This is a genomic window from Streptomyces marinisediminis (assembly GCF_026262575.1).
GTDB classification, from domain to species: domain Bacteria; phylum Actinomycetota; class Actinomycetes; order Streptomycetales; family Streptomycetaceae; genus Streptomyces; species Streptomyces marinisediminis.
In genome coordinates, this window is record NZ_JAPKFL010000009.1 from 114,215 (window position 1) to 131,465 (window position 17,251).

Here is a 17,251-nt window from a genome sequence, read left to right on the forward strand (position 1 = left end):
GACGCACCGACGACACGGGCCGTCGCCGCTACGCTACGAGTCGGTAGCCCCGAGGACGACTAGGAGCCGCTCCCCGTGTCCGAGCAGGAAAGCACTCCCGACATCCACACCACGGCGGGCAAGATCGCCGACTTCCGGCGGCGCACCGCCGAGGCGACGCACGCCGGCTCCGCCCGCGCGGTCGACAAGCAGCACGCCAAGGGCAAGCTGACCGCGCGCGAACGCGTGGAACTGCTGCTGGACGAGGGGTCCTTCACGGAGCTGGACGAGTTCGCCCGGCACCGGTCGACCAACTTCGGGCTGGAGCGCAACCGCCCGTACGGCGACGGGGTGGTCACCGGCTACGGCACGGTCGACGGCCGCCCGGTGGCCGTCTACTCGCAGGACTTCACGATCTTCGGCGGCTCGCTGGGCGAGGTGTACGGCGAGAAGATCGTCAAGGTCATGGACTTCGCGCTGAAGACCGGCTGCCCGGTCATCGGCATCAACGACGGCGGCGGCGCGCGCATCCAGGAGGGCGTCGCGGCGCTGGGCCTGTTCGCGGAGATCTTCCGCCGCAACGTGCACGCCTCCGGCGTGATCCCGCAGATCTCGCTGATCATGGGCCCGTGCGCGGGCGGGGCGGTGTACTCCCCGGCCATCACCGACTTCACGGTCATGGTGGACAAGACCTCGCACATGTTCATCACCGGGCCCGACGTGATCAAGACGGTGACGGGCGAGGACGTCGGCTTCGAGGAGCTGGGCGGCGCGCGCACGCACAACGCGACCTCCGGCGTGGCCCACCACATGGCCGGGGACGAGAAGGACGCGGTCGAGTACGTCAAGGCACTGCTGTCCTACCTGCCCTCCAACAACCTCTCCGACCCCCCGGTCTACGCCGAGGAGGCGGACCTGGAGACCAGCGAGCGGGACCGGGAGCTGGACACCCTGGTCCCGGACGGGGCGAACCAGCCGTACGACATGCACGGCGTCATCGAACACGTGGTGGACGACGGGGAGTTCCTGGAGACCCAGGCCCTGTTCGCGCCGAACATGATCACCGGGTTCGGCCGGGTCGAGGGGCACGCGGTGGGCGTCGTCGCCAACCAGCCGCTCCAGCTCGCCGGGTGCCTGGACATCGACGCCAGCGAGAAGGCGGCCCGCTTCGTGCGGACCTGCGACACCTTCAACGTGCCGGTGCTGACCTTCGTCGACGTGCCCGGCTTCCTGCCCGGCACCGACCAGGAGTACGGCGGCATCATCCGCCGCGGGGCCAAGCTGATCTACGCCTACGCCGAGGCCACGGTCCCGCTGATCACCGTCATCACGCGCAAGGCGTTCGGCGGCGCGTACGACGTCATGGGCTCCAAGCACCTGGGCGCCGACCTCAACTTCGCCTGGCCGACGGCGCAGATCGCCGTCATGGGCGCACAGGGCGCGGTCAACATCCTGCACCGGCGCACCCTGGCGGCGGTGCAAGGCGACGCCGAGCGCGAGGAGACGCGCGCGCGGCTCACCGCGGAGTACGAGGACGCCCTGCTCAACCCGTACGTGGCCGCCGAGCGCGGCTACGTGGACGCGGTGGTGCTGCCGTCCGAGACGCGCCGGCACATCGTGCGCGGGCTGCGCTCGCTGCGGCACAAGCGCGAGCAGCTCCCGCCGAAGAAGCACGGCAACATCCCGCTGTGACCCGCGGAGGTCAGACATGATCAAGGTCGTACGCGGCAATCCGACGCCGGAGGAGCTGGCCGCCGCCGTCGCGGTGGTCCAGGCGCGAGCCGCCGCCGCGGCGTCGGCGGACCCCGAGGCGCGCGACGTCTCCGAGTGGTCGGACCCGGCCCGCCTCGTGCCCCGGCGCCTGCCCCACCCGGGCCCGAAGGCCTGGCGCACCACCTTCTGGCCGGGCTGACCGACCGCCGGGCGGCCGACGCCCGCACCGCCCGTGGCCCCGCGCGCCGGGCGGCCGGGGCGTCCCGCCGGCGTGGGCCCGGCGGGAATGAGTACGCGTACTCAGGCGGGGCTCGACCCGGTGGGCGCACGCTGGTCACCATGCTCTGGTCCGACCCCCCGGACCGGCCCCCGGAGCGGCTGCGGGCCGCGCAGGCGCAGTTGCGCCGGGCCGGCTGGGTGCTCGCCGCCACCATCGTGGTGGTGACGCTCGTGCTTGGCCTCCACTGACGGCGTCCTTCTACGATGGCCCCTATGACCACGCCTGCCGCCCCGTCGCCGCGCCGTCTCGTGCTCGCCTCCCAGTCGCCCGCCCGGCTCGGGCTGCTGCGGCGGGCCGGGCTGGCACCCGAGGTGATCGTCAGCGGGGTGGACGAGGACGCGCTGAGCGCGCCGACGCCGAGTGAACTGGCGCTGGTGCTGGCCGAGGCGAAGGCCGACGCCGTCGCCGCCCGGCCGCCGGCCGCGGGCGCCCTGGTGGTGGGCTGCGACTCCGTGCTGGAGCTGGACGGCCGGGCGCTGGGCAAGCCCGTGGACGCCGAGGACGCCACCGCCCGCTGGAAGGCGATGCGCGGTCGCTCCGGGGTGCTGCTGACGGGCCACTGCGTCGTGGACACCGTCTCCGGCGGCCGGGTCAGCGCGACCGCCGCGACGACGGTGCGGTTCGCCGAGCCCTCGGACGCCGAGATCGCCGCCTACGTCGCCTCCGGTGAACCGCTGCACGTGGCGGGGGCGTTCACCCTGGACGGCCGGTCGGCCCCGTTCGTCGCGGGCATCGACGGCGACCCGGGCAACGTCATCGGCCTCTCGCTGCCGCTGCTGCGCCGCCTGCTGGCCCGGCTGGACGTGGCCATCACCGACCTGTGGACTCCGGCCGGCTGAGGAGCCGGCGGACGCGCCCGGCGAGCGCGGTCGGGCGGGCGCCGCGGCGCGGTCAGGCGGGTGCGGGCCCCGGCGGGCCGGGTTCCGGCGGGCCGGGTTCCGGCGGGCCGGGGGCCGCGGCGGGCGCCGGGCCGTAACTGACGAGGGTGAGGACGACCAGCGCCAGGGCGGCCATCAGCAGGGCGAAGACGGGCCAGCCCAGCAGGGCCACGGCGAGCGCGCCGACGATCCCGTGCAGGACGGCGCACCCGGCGAGGGCGAGCCGGGTGGGGCGGCCGGGCACCCGGTCGCGCCAGGCGACGCGCAGGGCCAGGGCACCGCACAGGACGAAACAGGCGCCGAGCGCGAGGCCCGCGCCGCGCGCCACGGCGACCAGCAGGCCCGGGTCCAGGCCGTCCAGCGACATCGACTGCCCGGCCAGGAACAGGCTCAGCACCCAGTGGACGGCGGCGACTCCGAGCCCCTCCAGCACCAGGACCACGGCCGTGGTCGCGGCCACCACCCGTCTCAGCGCCATGGCGTCCCGCCTCCTCGGTTCCCCGGCCGCGCACGGCGTCGCGGTCGCCGTGGGCGTCGCCGTCGCCGTCGCCGCGGAAGTGGGCGCGGAAGTGGGCGCGGGCGCCGCCGTGGGCGTGCCGAACGTTACTCATGGGTATGAGCGGGCGGCAAGAGGTGCGTTCGCTCCTCACGGCGCGGTCACCGCCGACTCACGGCCGACTCGCAAAGAAACACCCGTCCGTTAGTAGGGTTCCCACAAACCCGGGCCCGGTGGCCTCACCCCGGTCTCGGGAGACGTCAGCCACACTCCCAAGCTCCAGCGAGACTCGTTTTCCCGGCGTACGGTGGGACGACGAGGGAAACGAGGCGGCGACGGCAGGCCCCGCTACGGATCGTGTGGGCAAGCTCACCCCACTGGAAAGCTGCGCGTGCGGTGTCGCCAGTACCTAAACTCAGCTTGTTTCAAGGAGGGAGCCATCGTGCGCAAGGTGCTCATCGCCAACCGCGGCGAAATCGCTGTCCGCGTCGCCCGGGCCTGCCGGGACGCGGGGATCGCGAGCGTAGCCGTCTACGCCGACCCGGACCGGGACGCGCTGCACGTCCGGGTCGCCGATGAGGCCTTCGCGCTGGGTGGTGACACCCCGGCCGCGAGCTACCTGGACATCGCCAAGGTGCTGAAGGCGGCGGCCGACTCCGGGGCGGACGCGATCCACCCCGGCTACGGCTTCCTGTCGGAGAACGCGGAGTTCGCGCAGGCCGTCCTCGACGCCGGGCTGACCTGGATCGGCCCGCCGCCGCAGGCGATCCGGGACCTCGGTGACAAGGTCGCCGCCCGGCACATCGCCCAGCGGGCCGGCGCCCCGCTCGTCGCGGGCACCAAGGACCCGGTCGCCGGCGCCGAGGAGGTCGTCGCCTTCGCCGAGGAGCACGGGCTGCCGATCGCCATCAAGGCGGCCTTCGGCGGCGGTGGCCGCGGCCTGAAGGTGGCCCGCACCCTCGAAGAGGTGCCCGAGCTCTACGACTCGGCGGTGCGCGAGGCGGTGGCCGCCTTCGGCCGCGGCGAGTGCTTCGTCGAGCGGTACCTCGACCGCCCCCGGCACGTGGAGACGCAGTGCCTGGCCGACCGGCACGGCAACGTCGTCGTCGTCTCCACCCGCGACTGCTCGCTCCAGCGCCGCCACCAGAAGCTGGTCGAGGAGGCCCCGGCGCCGTTCCTGACGGACGAGCAGAACGCCGAGCTGTACCGGGCGTCGAAGGCCATTCTGCGCGAGGCCGGCTACGTGGGCGCCGGCACCTGCGAGTTCCTGGTGGGCCAGGACGGCACGATCTCCTTCCTGGAGGTCAACACCCGTCTCCAGGTGGAGCACCCGGTCACCGAGGAGGTCACCGGCATCGACCTGGTGCGGGAGATGTTCCGCATCGCCGACGGCGAGGAGCTGGGCTACGACGACCCGCCGCTGCGCGGTCACTCCTTCGAGTTCCGCATCAACGGCGAGGACCCGGGCCGCAACTTCCTGCCCGCCCCCGGCACGGTGACGACGTTCGCGCCGCCCTCCGGCCCCGGCGTGCGGCTGGACGCGGGCGTGGAGAGCGGCTCCGTCATCGGCCCGGCCTGGGACTCGCTGCTGGCCAAGCTCGTCGTCACCGGCGCCACCCGGCGGCAGGCGCTCCAGCGCGCCGCCCGCGCACTGGCCGAGTTCGACGTGGAGGGCATGGCCACCGCCATCCCCTTCCACCGCGCGGTCGTCGTCGACCCGGCCTTCGCACCGGAGGTGCACGGGCGCGAGGGGCAGCCCTTCGACGTGCACACCCGGTGGATCGAGACCGAGTTCGTCAACGAGATCAAGCCCTTCACCGGCGGCGCGGCCGGCGAGGAGGACGAGGACGAGGCCACCCGCGAGACCGTCGTGGTCGAGGTGGGCGGCAAGCGCCTGGAGGTCTCCCTGCCCGCGTCGCTGGGCATGCCGCTGGCCCGGGCCGCCGTCGCCGGGGGCGCCAAGCCCGCGCGTCGGCGCGCCGCGAAGAAGTCGGCCTCGGCCGCCTCCGGGGACGCGCTCGCCTCCCCGATGCAGGGCACGATCGTGAAGGTCGCCGTCGAGGAGGGCCAGCAGGTCGCCGAGGGCGAACTCGTCGTCGTCCTGGAGGCGATGAAGATGGAGCAGCCGCTCAACGCCCACCGTGCGGGCACCGTCAAGGGCCTGGCCGCCCAGGTCGGCGCCTCCCTCTCCTCCGGCACGGTGATCTGCGAGATCAAGGACTGACGCCGGTCGGCGGGACGCCCGCCCGGCGGCGGGGTGGTGGGCTCCGGGCCCGTGCCCGGGGCGCACCGCCCCGCCGGGCGGGGCACGGGTGTTCGCTAGCCTGAGCGGGTGTTCGTGTTCCGCGCCCCGAGGGCTGTCCGCCGCCTCCTGTCGGCACTCGCGGTGCCGGCCGCCGTGTGCTGGCTGCTGCTGGGCGCGGCCCCGGCGGCCGCCGGTGCCGCGCCCGAGGGTGCGGCGTCCGGTGCCCGGGCGCGAGCCGGTGCGCGCCGCCGCCTGCGCGGAGTGCGCCGGCCGGGTGCGCCGGGGCGTGGCGCCCAGCGCCCTGGCGGTGCGGCACCGGGGCAGGACGGTGCCGCACTTCGAGGTGCCGGCCGACGCGAGCCTGTGGGCCGCCACCGGCTACGGCTCCTTCGGCGGCCCCCCGCTCACCGACCGCGTCGTGCGCGGGGACTTCGCCCGCGCCCGGTGAGCCCGCTCCGGGACGCCGCTCGGCGCGCGGCGCAGCACGACCGGGCGCAGGCGCGGGATGCCCCGGACGGCCACCGGGCGCAGGGCGCGCAGGGAGTACCCGGCGGTGGCCGCCAGCGGCTCGGCCAGCTCGGGTGTGGTGAGCACGGTGCCGCGCCGGGCCAGCGAGGTCAGCCGGGCGGCGGCGTTGACCACGGGGCCGTAGACGTCCCCGAAGCGGCGCAGGACGCGGCCGTGGGCCAGGCCGGTGCGCAGCGGGGGCAGGTCCGGGGCGGCGGCGGCGCGCTCGTGCAGGGTGAGGGCGAGTTCGGCGGCGGCCGGCGGGTCGGGGGCGGTGAACAGCGCCTCGTCGCCGATCAGCTTGACGACGCGGCCGCCGTGGTCGGCGACGACGTCGCCCACCAGGGACTCGAACCGGTCCAGCAGCTCCAGCAGTTCGGATTCCGGGACGCTGCGGGCCAGATGGGTGTAGCCGACCATGTCGGTGAAGCCCACGGCCTGCACGCCGGCGTCCTGCCGGGCGTCCGGGGCGGCGAGGGCCCGGGCGGCGTAGGCGGCGAGGTGGCGGCGCCACACGTGGTTCTGCACGGCCTCCAGGCGGGGCAGGAGCTCGGCCACCAGGGCGGTGAACCCGTCCTCGTCCGCCGGGAGGCCCCCGTCGTCGGCCAGCCAGGACATCAGGGTGTGCACCTGCCACTCCGCGAGGCGGGACAGGTGCTGGCCCAGGGCGCGCGTCATCAGCGTCTCGCTCTCCGCGCTGATGACGCCCGCCCGCACGAAGCCCTCCCCGGCCGCGAGGGCGGCCACGTCGCCGTCGGTGAAGACCCGTTCGTCCTCCCCTTCGAGCGGGAAGCCCAGCGCGCGCCAGATCTCGTGGGTGCGCTCGGGCGGGATGCCGGAGCGTGCGGTGACGTCGGCACGGGTGTGGCGGCGTTCGCCCCCGAGCAGCAGGGCGTCGACGCGGGCGCGCAGCGCCTCGGGATCGGGGTCAGCCGCCACGCGGGCGCTCCTCAGGTGGTGTGGACGATCAGCACGTCGGTGCGCGCCTTGCGGGAGACGCCGGAGGGCACCGAGCCCAGCAGGCGCCCGGTCAGCGAGCGCAGGCCCCGGTTGCCGATGACGATGAGGTCGGCCGAGGCGTCGCGGGCCACGCCGACCAGGCCCGGCACGGGGTCGTCCTGCACCGCGGCCTGGTCGATCCGGGTGGCGCCCGCGGCCACCGCCCGCTCCCGCGCGGCACGCAGGGTGTCCTCCGCCGGGGCCGAGCCCACCACCTGGTAGGCCTCGTCGCCGAGCACGTCGGCGGCCCGGTCCAGCACCGGGCCGCGCAGGGGTGCGTAGGCGCACGCGATGACCAGCCGCGCCCCGCAGGCCGCGGCCAGCCGCGCCGCGCTCTCCACCGCCGTCAACGACGACGGGGAGCCGTCCGTGCCGACCACGATGGTCCGATACGCCGCCATGCGCCCCGCTCCCTTCCGCCGTGGATCTCCCCGACTCCGCACGCCGCCCCGGACGTTACCCACGCGGCGCGGTCGGCGGGGTGACCCGGCCCACCCGGCCGTCACGCGTGCGCACGGAACGCACGTCACGCGACGCGTCGTGCGCGCCGGCTGACGAAAAACGCGGAACGGGACGGGTGACGGCGGGTCGGCGGCCCACCGCGCGGCGACCGCGCGCGGCGCGGTGCCGACCGGGTGCGGCCGGCGGGCGGTGCCGGTCGGGGCGGGCAGGCAGGCAGGCAGGCAGGGAAGGGCTACCGGAGCTTGGCGGGCGTCAACTACTCTTGCCGCGAACCGGTATCGGGTGGTCGTCACGACCGCCACCGACGTCCAACAGCCGTCCGCGGACCAGCCGCCTCACTGACACCCCGGGGAGAGTCACCGGTGAGAGACCCGCGCTCCGACCTCGCCGCGACCCTGAAGCGCCTCACCCTGCTCACCGGGGAGAGCGGTCCGGGCGGCGACGCGCTGGACGTGGCGGCCCTGTCCTACGCCACCGGCGTCCCGGAGCCCACGGTGCGCGCGCTGCTGGCCGGGGAGCACGTGCCGGAGGAGGACTTCGCCGAGCGCGTGCGCCGGCGCATCGTCTTCCTGCGCGGCACCCGTCCGAGGCCCGACGGCAGGCCGTACTCCTTCAAGGCCATCGCCGAGTCCTTCGGTGCCTCGGGGGCCGCGCTGTCCGCGCTGGTCAACGGCAAGGGCGCGCCGCTGGCGTCCACGGCGGCCGGGATAGAGCGGTTCTTCGGCGTGCCCAACGGCTTCCTGACGGCCGAGGCGACGCAGGCGCTGGACGCCGCGCTGCAGCCGGTGCTCACCCGCCTGGAGCGCGAGGCGGACCCGCTGTCCGAGGTCAAGGAGCGCTACGCGGTGCGCGGCGCGGCCCTGCGCGCGGCCAAGGAGCTCTCGGAGGACAAGTGGAAGGTGCTCGCGGCGACGCTCGGCGCGCTGCTGGCCCAGGACGAAGAGGGCGCGGGCGGCGCGGGCGGCGAGGACCCCGCGGGCGGCGCCCGGAACGGCGCACCGCGCGGCGACGGCCGCCCGGGCGTCGGCTGACCGGGACCGGCCGCCGGAACGGCACCACAGGGACGACGGGGACGCAGCAACGGACCGGGGGGAGATCAGGGGAGAACGTGAAGATAGCCAGGAGAATGCGGCGGCTCAGCGCGGACCTCGTCGCGGGCCTGGAGGTTCCCGATTCCGCCGCACCCGACGCGGCGTTCGAGGCCATCGCCCGGTCCGCCTCCCGGCTCCGCGGCCGACCCGTGCGGCTGCGCGGTTTCCCCTTCCCCGCGGACACCGTCAGCGGGCTGTGGGTGGACCGTGAGCACGACGACGTCATCGCCTACCACCAGCACACCGACGTCAACCACCAACTGGTGATCGTCGGTCACGAGATCTGGCACATGGTCAACGGCCACTGCGGGGACACCACCGCGCACGGCCCGGCCTCCTCCCGCTCGGCCAGCGGCGAGGCCGAGGCCGTCGCGGAGCTGGTGCGCGCGCTGGCCACCGGGGACGCCGGCGGCGCGCCCGGCACGCTCAGCGAGGCCGCGCTGCACTACGCGGCCCGCACCCACTTCGACCGGCGGCACGAGGAGGAGGCCGAGCTGTTCGGCTACCAGTTCGGCACCGACGTGCGCGCGGTGCTCAACGACGCGCGGGTCTCCCCCGTCGACCGCGGCCAGGTCGCCGGGCGGATCGAGCTGTCGCTGGGGCACCGGGGGCCGCGGCCGTGAGGGAGCGCGGGCCCGGGGCGGCGGCCCCCCGTCGAAGCGGACGGGGCCGGACGTGAGGGAGAGCCTGCCGTTCTTCTTCTCGGGCGGCCTGCTCATGCTCGCCGCCGCGCTGAAGATCCCCGCCCTCCTGCGGGACTGGCACGACCAGCTCCTGCGGTCGGTGGTCGCGCTGCTGCTGATCGGCAGCCCCATCCTGATCTGCGCCGCGCCGCTGACGATCGTGGCCGTCAACCGGGCGACCGGCATCACCAACTTCGCGGCGCCGATGGTCTACGTCATGCTGACGGCGTTCTCCGGCGCCTCCATCGTGCTGCTCATCAACTGGCGCGGCGGCCCGGCCGCCCGCATCCGGCGTGCCTCGCGGCGCTGCGTGGCCGCCTACAGCGGCGTCGTCGTGGCCCTGGTCGCCCTGTTCTGGGTGGGCGAGGCGCCCGTGGAGCAGCTCACGGAGTTCGACACCTACTACGCCACGACCCCGTTCATCCGCGAGATGATCGTGCTGTACCTGCTCGCGCACTCGGTGGCCACCGTGGCGGCGACCGTCTTCTGCTGGGGCTGGTCCCGCGAGGTGCGCGGAACGCTGCGCGCCGGGCTGCGCGTGCTGGTGGCCGGCTATCTGCTCCAGGTCGGCTACGACGCCGCCAAGGCCGCCGCCGTCGCGGCCCGCTGGGCGGGCACCGACTGGGACCACCTGAGCACCGACGCCGCGCCGGCGTTCTCCTACCCCTCCGCGCTGCTGAGCGCCGTCGGGTTCCTGCTGCCACTGGTGGGGCGGCGGCTGTCCAGGACCGGGGAGGCGCTGTGCCGGCTGCGGCGGCTGGCGCCGCTGTCCAGGGAGCTGGACCGCTTCGCCACCGAGGGCGCCGTCCGCGTCCGGCTGGCCTGGTGGTCGCCGCGCCTGCGGCTGCGGCTGACCCAGCGCGAGACGCACATCGCCGACGGCATCCTGGCGTGCGCGCCCTACTTCGACGACGCCGTCTGGCACCGCGCGCACGCCGCCGCGCTCGCCGACGGCGCCGACGAGGCCGCCGCCGCGGTGATCGCCGAGGCGGCCATGCTGGTGGCCGCCATCGACGCCAAGGCCGCGCCCGGGGCCCGACCGGGCGACCCGGCCGCCGACACCGGCCCGCTCGCCCGGGCACGCCGCAGCGACGACCTGGTGCCGCTGGCGCTGGCCCTGGCCTCGCCGACCGTCCAGGCCGTCCGCCGCGGCCGGCCCGTCCCCGCGGGGGAGGGGGCGCCGTGAGCCCGGCCCGCCGCGCCCCGGCCGGGCCGACCGCCGCGGTCGTGCCCGCCGCCGTGCCCGGGCCCCGGAGCGGCGGTGGGCGCCGCGCGGTCGTCGTCGGCGGCGGCCTGGCCGGCATGCTGTCCGCCGCCGCCGTGCGCCACCTGGTCGACGCCGTCGACATCGTCGAACCGCACGCGTTGCCCGCCGCGCCCGTACGGCGCCGGGGGCTCCCGCAGGCCCGCCACGCCCACGTGCTCGTCTCCGGCGGCGCCGGGGCGATCGAGCGGCTGCTGCCCGGCACCACCGAGCGGCTGCTGGCCGCGGGCGCCCGCCGCGTGCCGCTGCCCACCGGGCTGGTGTCCTACACCCCCGAGGGCTGGAACCGGCGGTGGCTGCGGGCGACGCAGTACCTCGTCACCTGCAGCCGCGACCTCCTGGACCACGTCGTGCGCACCCAGGTGCTGCGCGACCCGCGCGTGCGCGTCGTCCCCGGCCGCGTCACCGGGCTGCTGGGCGACCGGCGGCGGGTCACCGGGGTGTGCTGCGCACCGCAGGACGGCCCCGAACGCGCGCTGCCCGCACTGCTCGTCCTGGACGCCGCCGGACGCGCGACCCGGCTGCCGGGGTGGCTGGCCGGGCTGGGCGTGACCGGGCTGGTGGAGGAGCGCGTGGACTCCGGGCTCGTCTACGCCAGCCGGCTCTACCGCGCCCCCACCGGCGACCCCGACTGGCCCGTCGTCATGGTGCAGGCCGACTCGCGGCAACCGCGGCCCGGGCAGTCCGCCACCGTCGTGCCCGTGGAGGGCGAGCGCTGGCTGGTCAGCCTCTCCGGCACACGCGGCGGCGAACCCACGCGCGACCCGGACGCCTTCGTGCCGTTCGCCCGGGGGCTGCGCCACGCGATCGTGGGCGAGCTGCTGGCCCACGCCGAGCCGCTGTCGGACGTCGCGCTCACCCGCGGCACCGCCAACGAGCGGCGCCGCTACGAGCGGCTGGCCGACTGGCCGGACGGGCTCGTCGCCGTGGGCGACTCCGTGGCCGCCTACAACCCCGTCTACGGGCACGGCATGTCCGTCGCGGCGCAGGGCGCGCTCGCCGTGCGCGAGGTGCTCACCCGCACCGGCCCGGCCGACCCGGGCGCGGCGCGGCGCGCCCAGCGCGCCGTCGCCGCTCCGGTGGGCGTCGCCTGGGCGCTGGCCACCGGTCAGGACGTGCACTACCCGCACACCACCGGCGCCTCCCCGACCCTGGGCGACCGCGTCCTCCAGCGCTACGCGCGCCGCCTGGCACTCACCGGCAACGGCTCCTACCGGGCGGCGAGCGCGCTGACCGACGTCATGAGCCTCACGGCCGCCCCGCACTCCCTGGGCCGTCCCGGCGTGCTGCTGTCCGCGCTCGTCGGCCCGCTGCGTCCGCCGCTGACCGGGCCGCAGTTCACGGCGCGCGAGCGGGCCCTGCTGCGGGGCGGGGACGCGTAGGGCACCGGGCGCGCGGGTACGCCGAGCACGCCGAGCACGCGCAGTCCCGGACGCGCGGACGGGCGCGCGGAGCCGGGGCGTGCCCCGGTTCCGCACGTCTCCCCCCGCCGCGCCCGGGCGGTGGACCCCGCCCGCTGCCGGCGGCGGGAGCACACCCGGTCGAACGCCCGGTGCACGAGGGTTGATCGCCACACGGCCACGCGGTTAGCTGCTCGCATGGCCGATGGGGTGCTACGGCGGGCGGAGGCGCCCGTCCTCGTGGGGCGCACGGGCGAACTCCACGCGCTGCTGGACGCGCTGACGCATCCGCCCGCCGTCGTGCTCGTCGAGGGCGAGGCGGGGATCGGCAAGACGCGGCTCATCCGCGAGGCCCTGGCGCACCCCAGCGTGCGCGGCCGGGCCGTGCTGACCGGCGGCTGCCACCCCCTGCGCGAGCCGTTCCCCTACGGCCCCGTCATCGAGCTGCTGCGGCGCCTGGAGGGGCGCGTGCCGACCGGGCTCAACCCGGTGTGCGGAGCGCTGCGCGCCTACCTGCCGGAGCTGGGCGAGGCGCTGCCGCCCGCGCCCGCCCCGCTGCCCGACCACCGCGCCGACCAGCACCGGCTCTTCCGCGCCGTGCGCGCGCTGCTGGCCGCGCTGCCCGGCGTCGTCATGGTGGTCGAGGACCTGCACTGGGCCGACGACGGCACCCGCGACCTGGTGCGCTTCCTGGTCGACGACCCGCCCGCCGGCCTGGCCACGGTGCTCAGCTACCGGCGCGAGGAGCTGCCCGGGACCGGGCTGCCGCTGGGCCGCGCCTACCGACAGCCCCCGGGCACGACGGCGGTGCTGGTGCCCCTCGCGCCGCTGGACGTGGCGGCGGTGCGCAGCATGACGGCGGCGCTGACCGGGAGCCCGGAGGTGTCGGCCGCGCTGGCCGAGGAGCTGCACGGTCGCACCGCGGGCATCCCCTTCGTGCTGGAGGAGGTCATCCGGGCGCTGCCCCCCGGCGGGCGCGCCCGGGCGCCGGGCCGGGAGACGCTGGACGCCGTCGGGGTGCCCACGCTGCTCCACGAGGCGATGGCCGACCGCATGGCCCTGCTCCCGGGGCGCGCCGCGGCGTGCGTGCGCGCGGCGGCCGTGCTGCGCGTCCCGGCCGGGGAGGAGCTGATCGCGGCGGTCTCCGGCACCGACGCCGCCGAGGCGGTCACCGCGATCCGGGACGCGCTGGCCACGGGCGTGCTGCACGAGGTGGAGCCGGACCGCTACGGTTTCCGGCACTCCCTCGCCCAGCAGGCCGTCTACCACAGTCTCCCGGGGCCCGACCGGCGGCGGCTGCACCACCGCGCGATGGCGGCCCTGGCCGCGCTCGCCCCGCAGCCGCTGGTCCAGCTCGCCTACCACGCGCGGCACGCCGGGGAGCAGGCCCGGTGGTGCCGGTACGGCGAGGCCGCCGCCGAGGCGGCCGAGCGGGCGGGCGACCTGGCGCTCGCCGTCGAGCTGTGGGAGGCCCTGCTGACCGCGGCGCGGCCGGACCCGATGGAGCGGGCGCGGCTGGCGGCCCGGCTCAGCCGCGCCGCGGTCAACGGGCTCAGCCACCGGCGGGCGGCGACGCTGCTGCGCCGGATCGTCCAGGACGACCAGTTGCCCGACGGGCTGCGCGGGGAGATCCGGCTCCACCTCGGCCTGCTGCTCAACAACCAGGCGGGCAAGTACGAGCAGGGCCGGGTGGACACCGAGATCGCCGTCGAGGAGCTGCGGGACCGCCCCGCGCTGGCGGCCCGGGCGATGGCCGCGCTCGGCATCCCCATCTGGGGCGACCACCCCTACGAGGTCTACCGGCGGTGGATCGACCGGGCGGAGGCGCTGGTCGCCACCGAGGCGGACCGCGGCCTGCGGATGGCGGTGCGCGGCAACCAGCTCGCGCTGCGGCTGGCCGGGGGCGACGGGACGGTGTGGGCGGAGGCGCGGGAGCTGCTGGAGCGCGGCGGACTGCCCGGCGGCGAGGGGCCGCCGGAGCCGGACGAGCGGGTGCACCTGGCCAGGGCGTGCGCCAACCTGGCCGACGCCGCCGTGTGGCTGGGCCACGACGCGGCGGCGCAGCACTACCGGCGGGCCGGGCAGCGGCTCGCCGCCGAGTACGGCGCGACGTACGTGCTGGGCATCACGGAGGGCACCGGGCTGCGGCTTGACTGGCACGGCGGGCGCTGGGACGGCCTGGCCGAGCGGGCGCGGGACACGCTGGCGGACCGGGAGGGCCTGCCGAGCATCGCCGGGGACGCCCACCTGGTGCTGGGCTTTCTGGCCCTGGCCCGGGGCGAGTGGGACGAGGCGGCCGACCGGCTGGACGCGGCCGGGCTCGCCGACCCGGCCAACACCTCGGCGGCCGTGCTGGCGGCGGCCTCCGGCGCGATGATCCGGCTGCGGGTGGCGCGCGGGGAGCTGGGGGCCGGCTGTGCCCTGGCCGATCGGGCGCTGGCCCGGCTGCGGCGCATGGGGATCTGGGCGTGGGGGGCGGAGCTGGCGCCCATGGCCACGGTGGCGTTCGTGCGCGCCGAGCGGTACGCGGAGGCCGAGGAGCTGGTCGCGCAGTTCGCCGCCGGGATCACGGAGTGCGACGCGCCGCTGGCCGTGGCCGGGTTGCACGCCTGCCGCGGGGTGCTGGCCGCGGGGGCCGGACGGCACGCGGACGCCGCGGCGGCCTTCGCGGCGGCGCGCGGCGCGTACGCGGCGCTGCCGCGCCCGTACCCGGCGGCGCGGGCGGGTGAGGCGGCGGCCCGCGCGCGGCTGGCGCTGGGCGAGCCGGAGGCCGCCGCCGAACTGACCGCGCTCGCCGAGGAGTTCTCGCGGCTGGGCGCGACGCGGGACGCCGCGCGGTGCCGCCGCGTGCTGCGCGGCAGCGGCGTCGTCACGCCCTCGCGGCGGGGCCGGCGCGGGTACGGCAGCGCGCTGTCGCCGCGCGAGCAGGAGGTGGCACGGCTGGTGGCGCTCGGGCACACCAACCGGGAGATCGCCGAGGTGCTGTTCCTCTCGCCCCGGACGATCGAGCAGCACGTGGCCAAGGTGCTGCGGAAGCTGGGCGTCACCTCCCGCGCCGACGTCGCCGACCCCACCCGCTGACCCGTCCGGTGGCGCGGCGCGCAGGCCCCGGTGCGTACGTGCCCGCGCCACGCACCCGCGTCCGGTGCCGATTTGCGTAGCGCATACCTACCGCACCACGGATTGTTCGCGCGCCCCGGGGGCCGGAGGGTGAGCCCCGCGCCGGTCCCGCGACACCAACCCCCCGCCGGGCCCGGCCGTCCGACACCCCACTTCGAAGGACACAGGTATGCGCACAAGCAGAAAGCGGCTGGGAGCGCTGTGCGTCGGCGCCGCGACGGCCACGGTGTTCGCGCTGGCCGGTCAGGCCACGGCGGCCACCGCCAGCGGGCCCGCCGAGGGCACGATCCTGGGCGCGAACGCCGAGGGCGCGATCGCGGGCCAGTACATCGTGGCGCTCGACGGCGAGGCGTCCATCCAGGCGGACGCCCGCGCCGAGGTGAAGGCCGACGCGACCGCGCTGGCCAAGAAGTACGGCGCCGAGGTGCGCGAGGTGTACTCGGCGGCCTTCCGCGGTTTCTCCGTCACCGCGAGCGAGGCCGAGGCCAAGCGGATCGCCGCCGCCCCCGGCGTGCGGTACGTGGAGGCCGACGGCGTCGCCTCGCTGGTCGGCGAGCAGCCCAACCCGCCCTCCTACGGCATCGACCGGATCGACGGCGCCCTGGACGGCACCTACACCTACCCCAACCGGGGCTCGGGCGTCACCGCCTACGTCTTGGACACCGGCATCGACATGAACCACCCGAACTTCGAGGGCCGGGCCACCAGCGGCTACGACTTCATCGACAACGACCGCGACGCCAGTGACTGCCAGGGCCACGGCACGCACGTCGCGGGCACGGTCGGCAGCAAGGACTACGGCGTCGCCAAGGACGTCGACCTGGTCGCGGTGCGCGTGCTCAACTGCCAGGGCTCGGGCCAGTGGTCGCAGATCATCGGCGGCCTGGACTGGGTGGCGGAGAACGCCAGCGGCCCGGCCGTGGCGAACATGTCCCTGGGCGGCGGCGCCAACAGCTCGGTGGACAACGCCGTGCAGGGCGTCATCGACTCCGGGGTGCAGGTCGCCATCGCGGCCGGCAACGACAACGGCCGGGACGCCTGCGGCACCAGCCCCGCCCGGGTCGCCGACGGCGTCACGCTCGGTTCCACGGACCGCAGCGACAACCGCTCCAGCTTCTCCAACCTGGGCCGCTGCCTGGACCTGTTCGCCCCGGGCAGCAACATCACCTCCACCCGCAACGGCGGCGGCTCGCAGCAGATGAGCGGCACGTCGATGGCCACGCCGCACGCGGCGGGCGCGGCGGCGCTGTACCTGTCGAGCAACCCGGGCGCCAGCCCGCGCGAGGTGCGCGACGCGCTGGTGGACGCCGCCGAGCGCGGCGTGGTGGGCAACCCGGGCAGCGGTTCGCCGAACCTGCTGCTCAACGTGACCGGTCTGGGCGAGGCCCCCGAGCCCGGCCAGCCCAGCGCCGAGTTCGACGCGCAGTGCTCGACGGAGAACACCACCTGCTCCTTCGACGCCTCGGCCTCCAGCGACCCGGACGGCAGCATCGCCTCCTACGCCTGGGCCTTCGGTGACGGCGAGCGCGGCCAGGGCGCCACCCCGTCGCACACCTACGGCGAGCCGGGCACCTACGAGGTCACGCTGACCGTCACCGACGACGCGGGCAACACCGACACCGCCACCCGCCGCGTGTCGGCCGGTGCCCCGGCCGGTTCCGCGCCGAACGCCTCGTTCACCGCGAACTGCTGGTACTCCGCGTGTGACTTCAACGCCGCCGGCTCCACCGACGCCGACGGCGACATCGCCTCCTACGCGTGGGACTTCGGCGACGGCACCTCCGGCAACGGTGTGAACGCCTCGCACGACTACCGCGGCGCTCAGACCTACACCGCCGAGCTGACCGTCACCGACGCCTCGGGCAACAGCGACACCGCGACGCGGCAGATCCAGTGCTGGGACTTCGGCTCCAGCCCCTTCTGCTTCGCGATGTGACGCCTTCCGCCCGTCGCATGACCACCACCTCACGGGTGGGGGGTTGAGGGGATGACGTGCCGGGCCGCGGGAGTTGCGGCCCGGCACGTCGCACCCGCCCGCCGGCACGGAACCGTGCCGGCGGGCGGGTTCGGTGCGGCCGGTGCCCGGGCCCTCGCTGTGGAGGGACGTGCTGCCCGGGGCCCGGCCGCCCAAGGC

Annotated in this window: 15 protein-coding genes; 12 read left to right on the forward strand and 3 right to left on the reverse strand. The window is 76.2% G+C overall.

What is annotated here, in order from left to right; genetic code table 11:
- The first annotated feature begins 75 nt into the window (after positions 1-75).
- The 4 genes from OSB71_RS09980 (at position 76) to OSB71_RS09995 (ending at position 2,811) form a co-directional block, all read left to right on the forward strand.
- Positions 76-1,671 (forward strand): acyl-CoA carboxylase subunit beta, encoded by a 1,596-nt coding sequence (locus OSB71_RS09980; protein WP_265946594.1) that lies wholly within the window; start codon positions 76-78, stop codon positions 1,669-1,671.
- 16 nt (positions 1,672-1,687) lie between these two features.
- On the forward strand, positions 1,688-1,891 hold the full coding sequence (locus OSB71_RS09985) for an acyl-CoA carboxylase subunit epsilon (protein ID WP_265946596.1): 204 nt from the start codon (positions 1,688-1,690) through the stop codon (positions 1,889-1,891).
- Positions 1,892-2,031: 140 nt separating this feature from the next.
- Complete coding sequence (mmpB, locus tag OSB71_RS09990) at positions 2,032-2,160, forward strand: morphogenic membrane protein MmpB (RefSeq protein ID WP_265946598.1); 129 nt, start codon at positions 2,032-2,034, stop codon at positions 2,158-2,160.
- Positions 2,161-2,184: 24 nt separating this feature from the next.
- Positions 2,185-2,811, forward strand: a complete 627-nt coding sequence (locus OSB71_RS09995; RefSeq protein WP_265946600.1) for a Maf family protein — start codon at positions 2,185-2,187, stop codon at positions 2,809-2,811.
- Between the two features lie 52 nt (positions 2,812-2,863).
- Here the strand turns inward: OSB71_RS09995 and OSB71_RS10000 are convergent, their stop codons facing one another.
- Complete coding sequence (locus OSB71_RS10000) at positions 2,864-3,328, reverse strand: hypothetical protein (RefSeq protein ID WP_265946602.1); 465 nt, start codon at positions 3,326-3,328, stop codon at positions 2,864-2,866.
- A 460-nt stretch (positions 3,329-3,788) separates the two neighbouring features.
- Here OSB71_RS10000 and OSB71_RS10005 point away from each other — a divergent pair, with 460 nt between their 5' ends.
- Complete coding sequence (locus tag OSB71_RS10005) at positions 3,789-5,570, forward strand: acetyl/propionyl/methylcrotonyl-CoA carboxylase subunit alpha (protein WP_265946604.1); 1,782 nt, start codon at positions 3,789-3,791, stop codon at positions 5,568-5,570.
- A gap of 241 nt (positions 5,571-5,811) precedes the next feature.
- A complete protein-coding gene (locus OSB71_RS10010) occupies positions 5,812-6,039 on the forward strand; it encodes a hypothetical protein (protein WP_265946606.1) in 228 nt (75 codons plus the stop codon).
- Here OSB71_RS10010 and OSB71_RS10015 read toward each other — a convergent pair.
- Together OSB71_RS10015 and OSB71_RS10020 are read right to left on the reverse strand one after the other, a co-directional pair.
- Positions 5,970-7,037 (reverse strand): adenylate/guanylate cyclase domain-containing protein, encoded by a 1,068-nt coding sequence (locus tag OSB71_RS10015; protein ID WP_265946608.1) that lies wholly within the window; start codon positions 7,035-7,037, stop codon positions 5,970-5,972. The two genes, OSB71_RS10010 and OSB71_RS10015, sit on opposite strands and share 70 nt — an antisense overlap.
- Positions 7,038-7,048: 11 nt before the next feature.
- Positions 7,049-7,498 (reverse strand): universal stress protein, encoded by a 450-nt coding sequence (locus OSB71_RS10020; RefSeq protein WP_265946610.1) that lies wholly within the window; start codon positions 7,496-7,498, stop codon positions 7,049-7,051.
- Positions 7,499-7,921: 423 nt separating this feature from the next.
- Here OSB71_RS10020 and OSB71_RS10025 point away from each other — a divergent pair, with 423 nt between their 5' ends.
- From OSB71_RS10025 to OSB71_RS10050, 6 genes are all read left to right on the forward strand, one after another.
- Positions 7,922-8,590: an XRE family transcriptional regulator gene (locus tag OSB71_RS10025; protein WP_265946612.1), complete on the forward strand. Its 669-nt coding sequence runs from the start codon at positions 7,922-7,924 to the stop codon at positions 8,588-8,590.
- A gap of 77 nt (positions 8,591-8,667) precedes the next feature.
- Positions 8,668-9,273: a M48 family metalloprotease gene (locus OSB71_RS10030; protein WP_265946613.1), complete on the forward strand. Its 606-nt coding sequence runs from the start codon at positions 8,668-8,670 to the stop codon at positions 9,271-9,273.
- A 52-nt stretch (positions 9,274-9,325) separates the two neighbouring features.
- Positions 9,326-10,519, forward strand: coding sequence for an MAB_1171c family putative transporter (locus OSB71_RS10035; RefSeq protein WP_265946615.1), 1,194 nt, complete (start codon positions 9,326-9,328; stop codon positions 10,517-10,519).
- Positions 10,516-11,979, forward strand: a complete 1,464-nt coding sequence (locus OSB71_RS10040) for a pyridine nucleotide-disulfide oxidoreductase (protein ID WP_323055265.1) — start codon at positions 10,516-10,518, stop codon at positions 11,977-11,979. Before OSB71_RS10035 ends, OSB71_RS10040 begins: the two co-directional genes overlap by 4 nt.
- Positions 11,980-12,195: 216 nt before the next feature.
- On the forward strand, positions 12,196-15,078 hold the full coding sequence (locus OSB71_RS10045; RefSeq protein WP_265946617.1) for an ATP-binding protein: 2,883 nt from the start codon (positions 12,196-12,198) through the stop codon (positions 15,076-15,078).
- Positions 15,079-15,286: 208 nt separating this feature from the next.
- A complete protein-coding gene (locus OSB71_RS10050) occupies positions 15,287-17,053 on the forward strand; it encodes a S8 family serine peptidase (protein ID WP_265946619.1) in 1,767 nt (588 codons plus the stop codon).
- Positions 17,054-17,251 lie beyond the last annotated feature (198 nt).

Bases quoted from the DNA above. Each gene is read 5' to 3' on its own strand.
- OSB71_RS09985 (WP_265946596.1), top strand. From the start codon at position 1,688: ATGATCAAGGTCGTACGCGGCAATCCGACGCCGGAGGAGCTGGCCGCC.
- mmpB (WP_265946598.1), top strand. From the start codon at position 2,032: ATGCTCTGGTCCGACCCCCCGGACCGGCCCCCGGAGCGGCTGCGGGCC.
- OSB71_RS09995 (WP_265946600.1), top strand. From the start codon at position 2,185: ATGACCACGCCTGCCGCCCCGTCGCCGCGCCGTCTCGTGCTCGCCTCC.
- OSB71_RS10000 (WP_265946602.1), bottom strand. From the start codon at position 3,328: ATGGCGCTGAGACGGGTGGTGGCCGCGACCACGGCCGTGGTCCTGGTG.
- OSB71_RS10020 (WP_265946610.1), bottom strand. From the start codon at position 7,498: ATGGCGGCGTATCGGACCATCGTGGTCGGCACGGACGGCTCCCCGTCG.
- OSB71_RS10045 (WP_265946617.1), top strand. From the start codon at position 12,196: ATGGCCGATGGGGTGCTACGGCGGGCGGAGGCGCCCGTCCTCGTGGGG.
- OSB71_RS10050 (WP_265946619.1), top strand. From the start codon at position 15,287: ATGCGCACAAGCAGAAAGCGGCTGGGAGCGCTGTGCGTCGGCGCCGCG.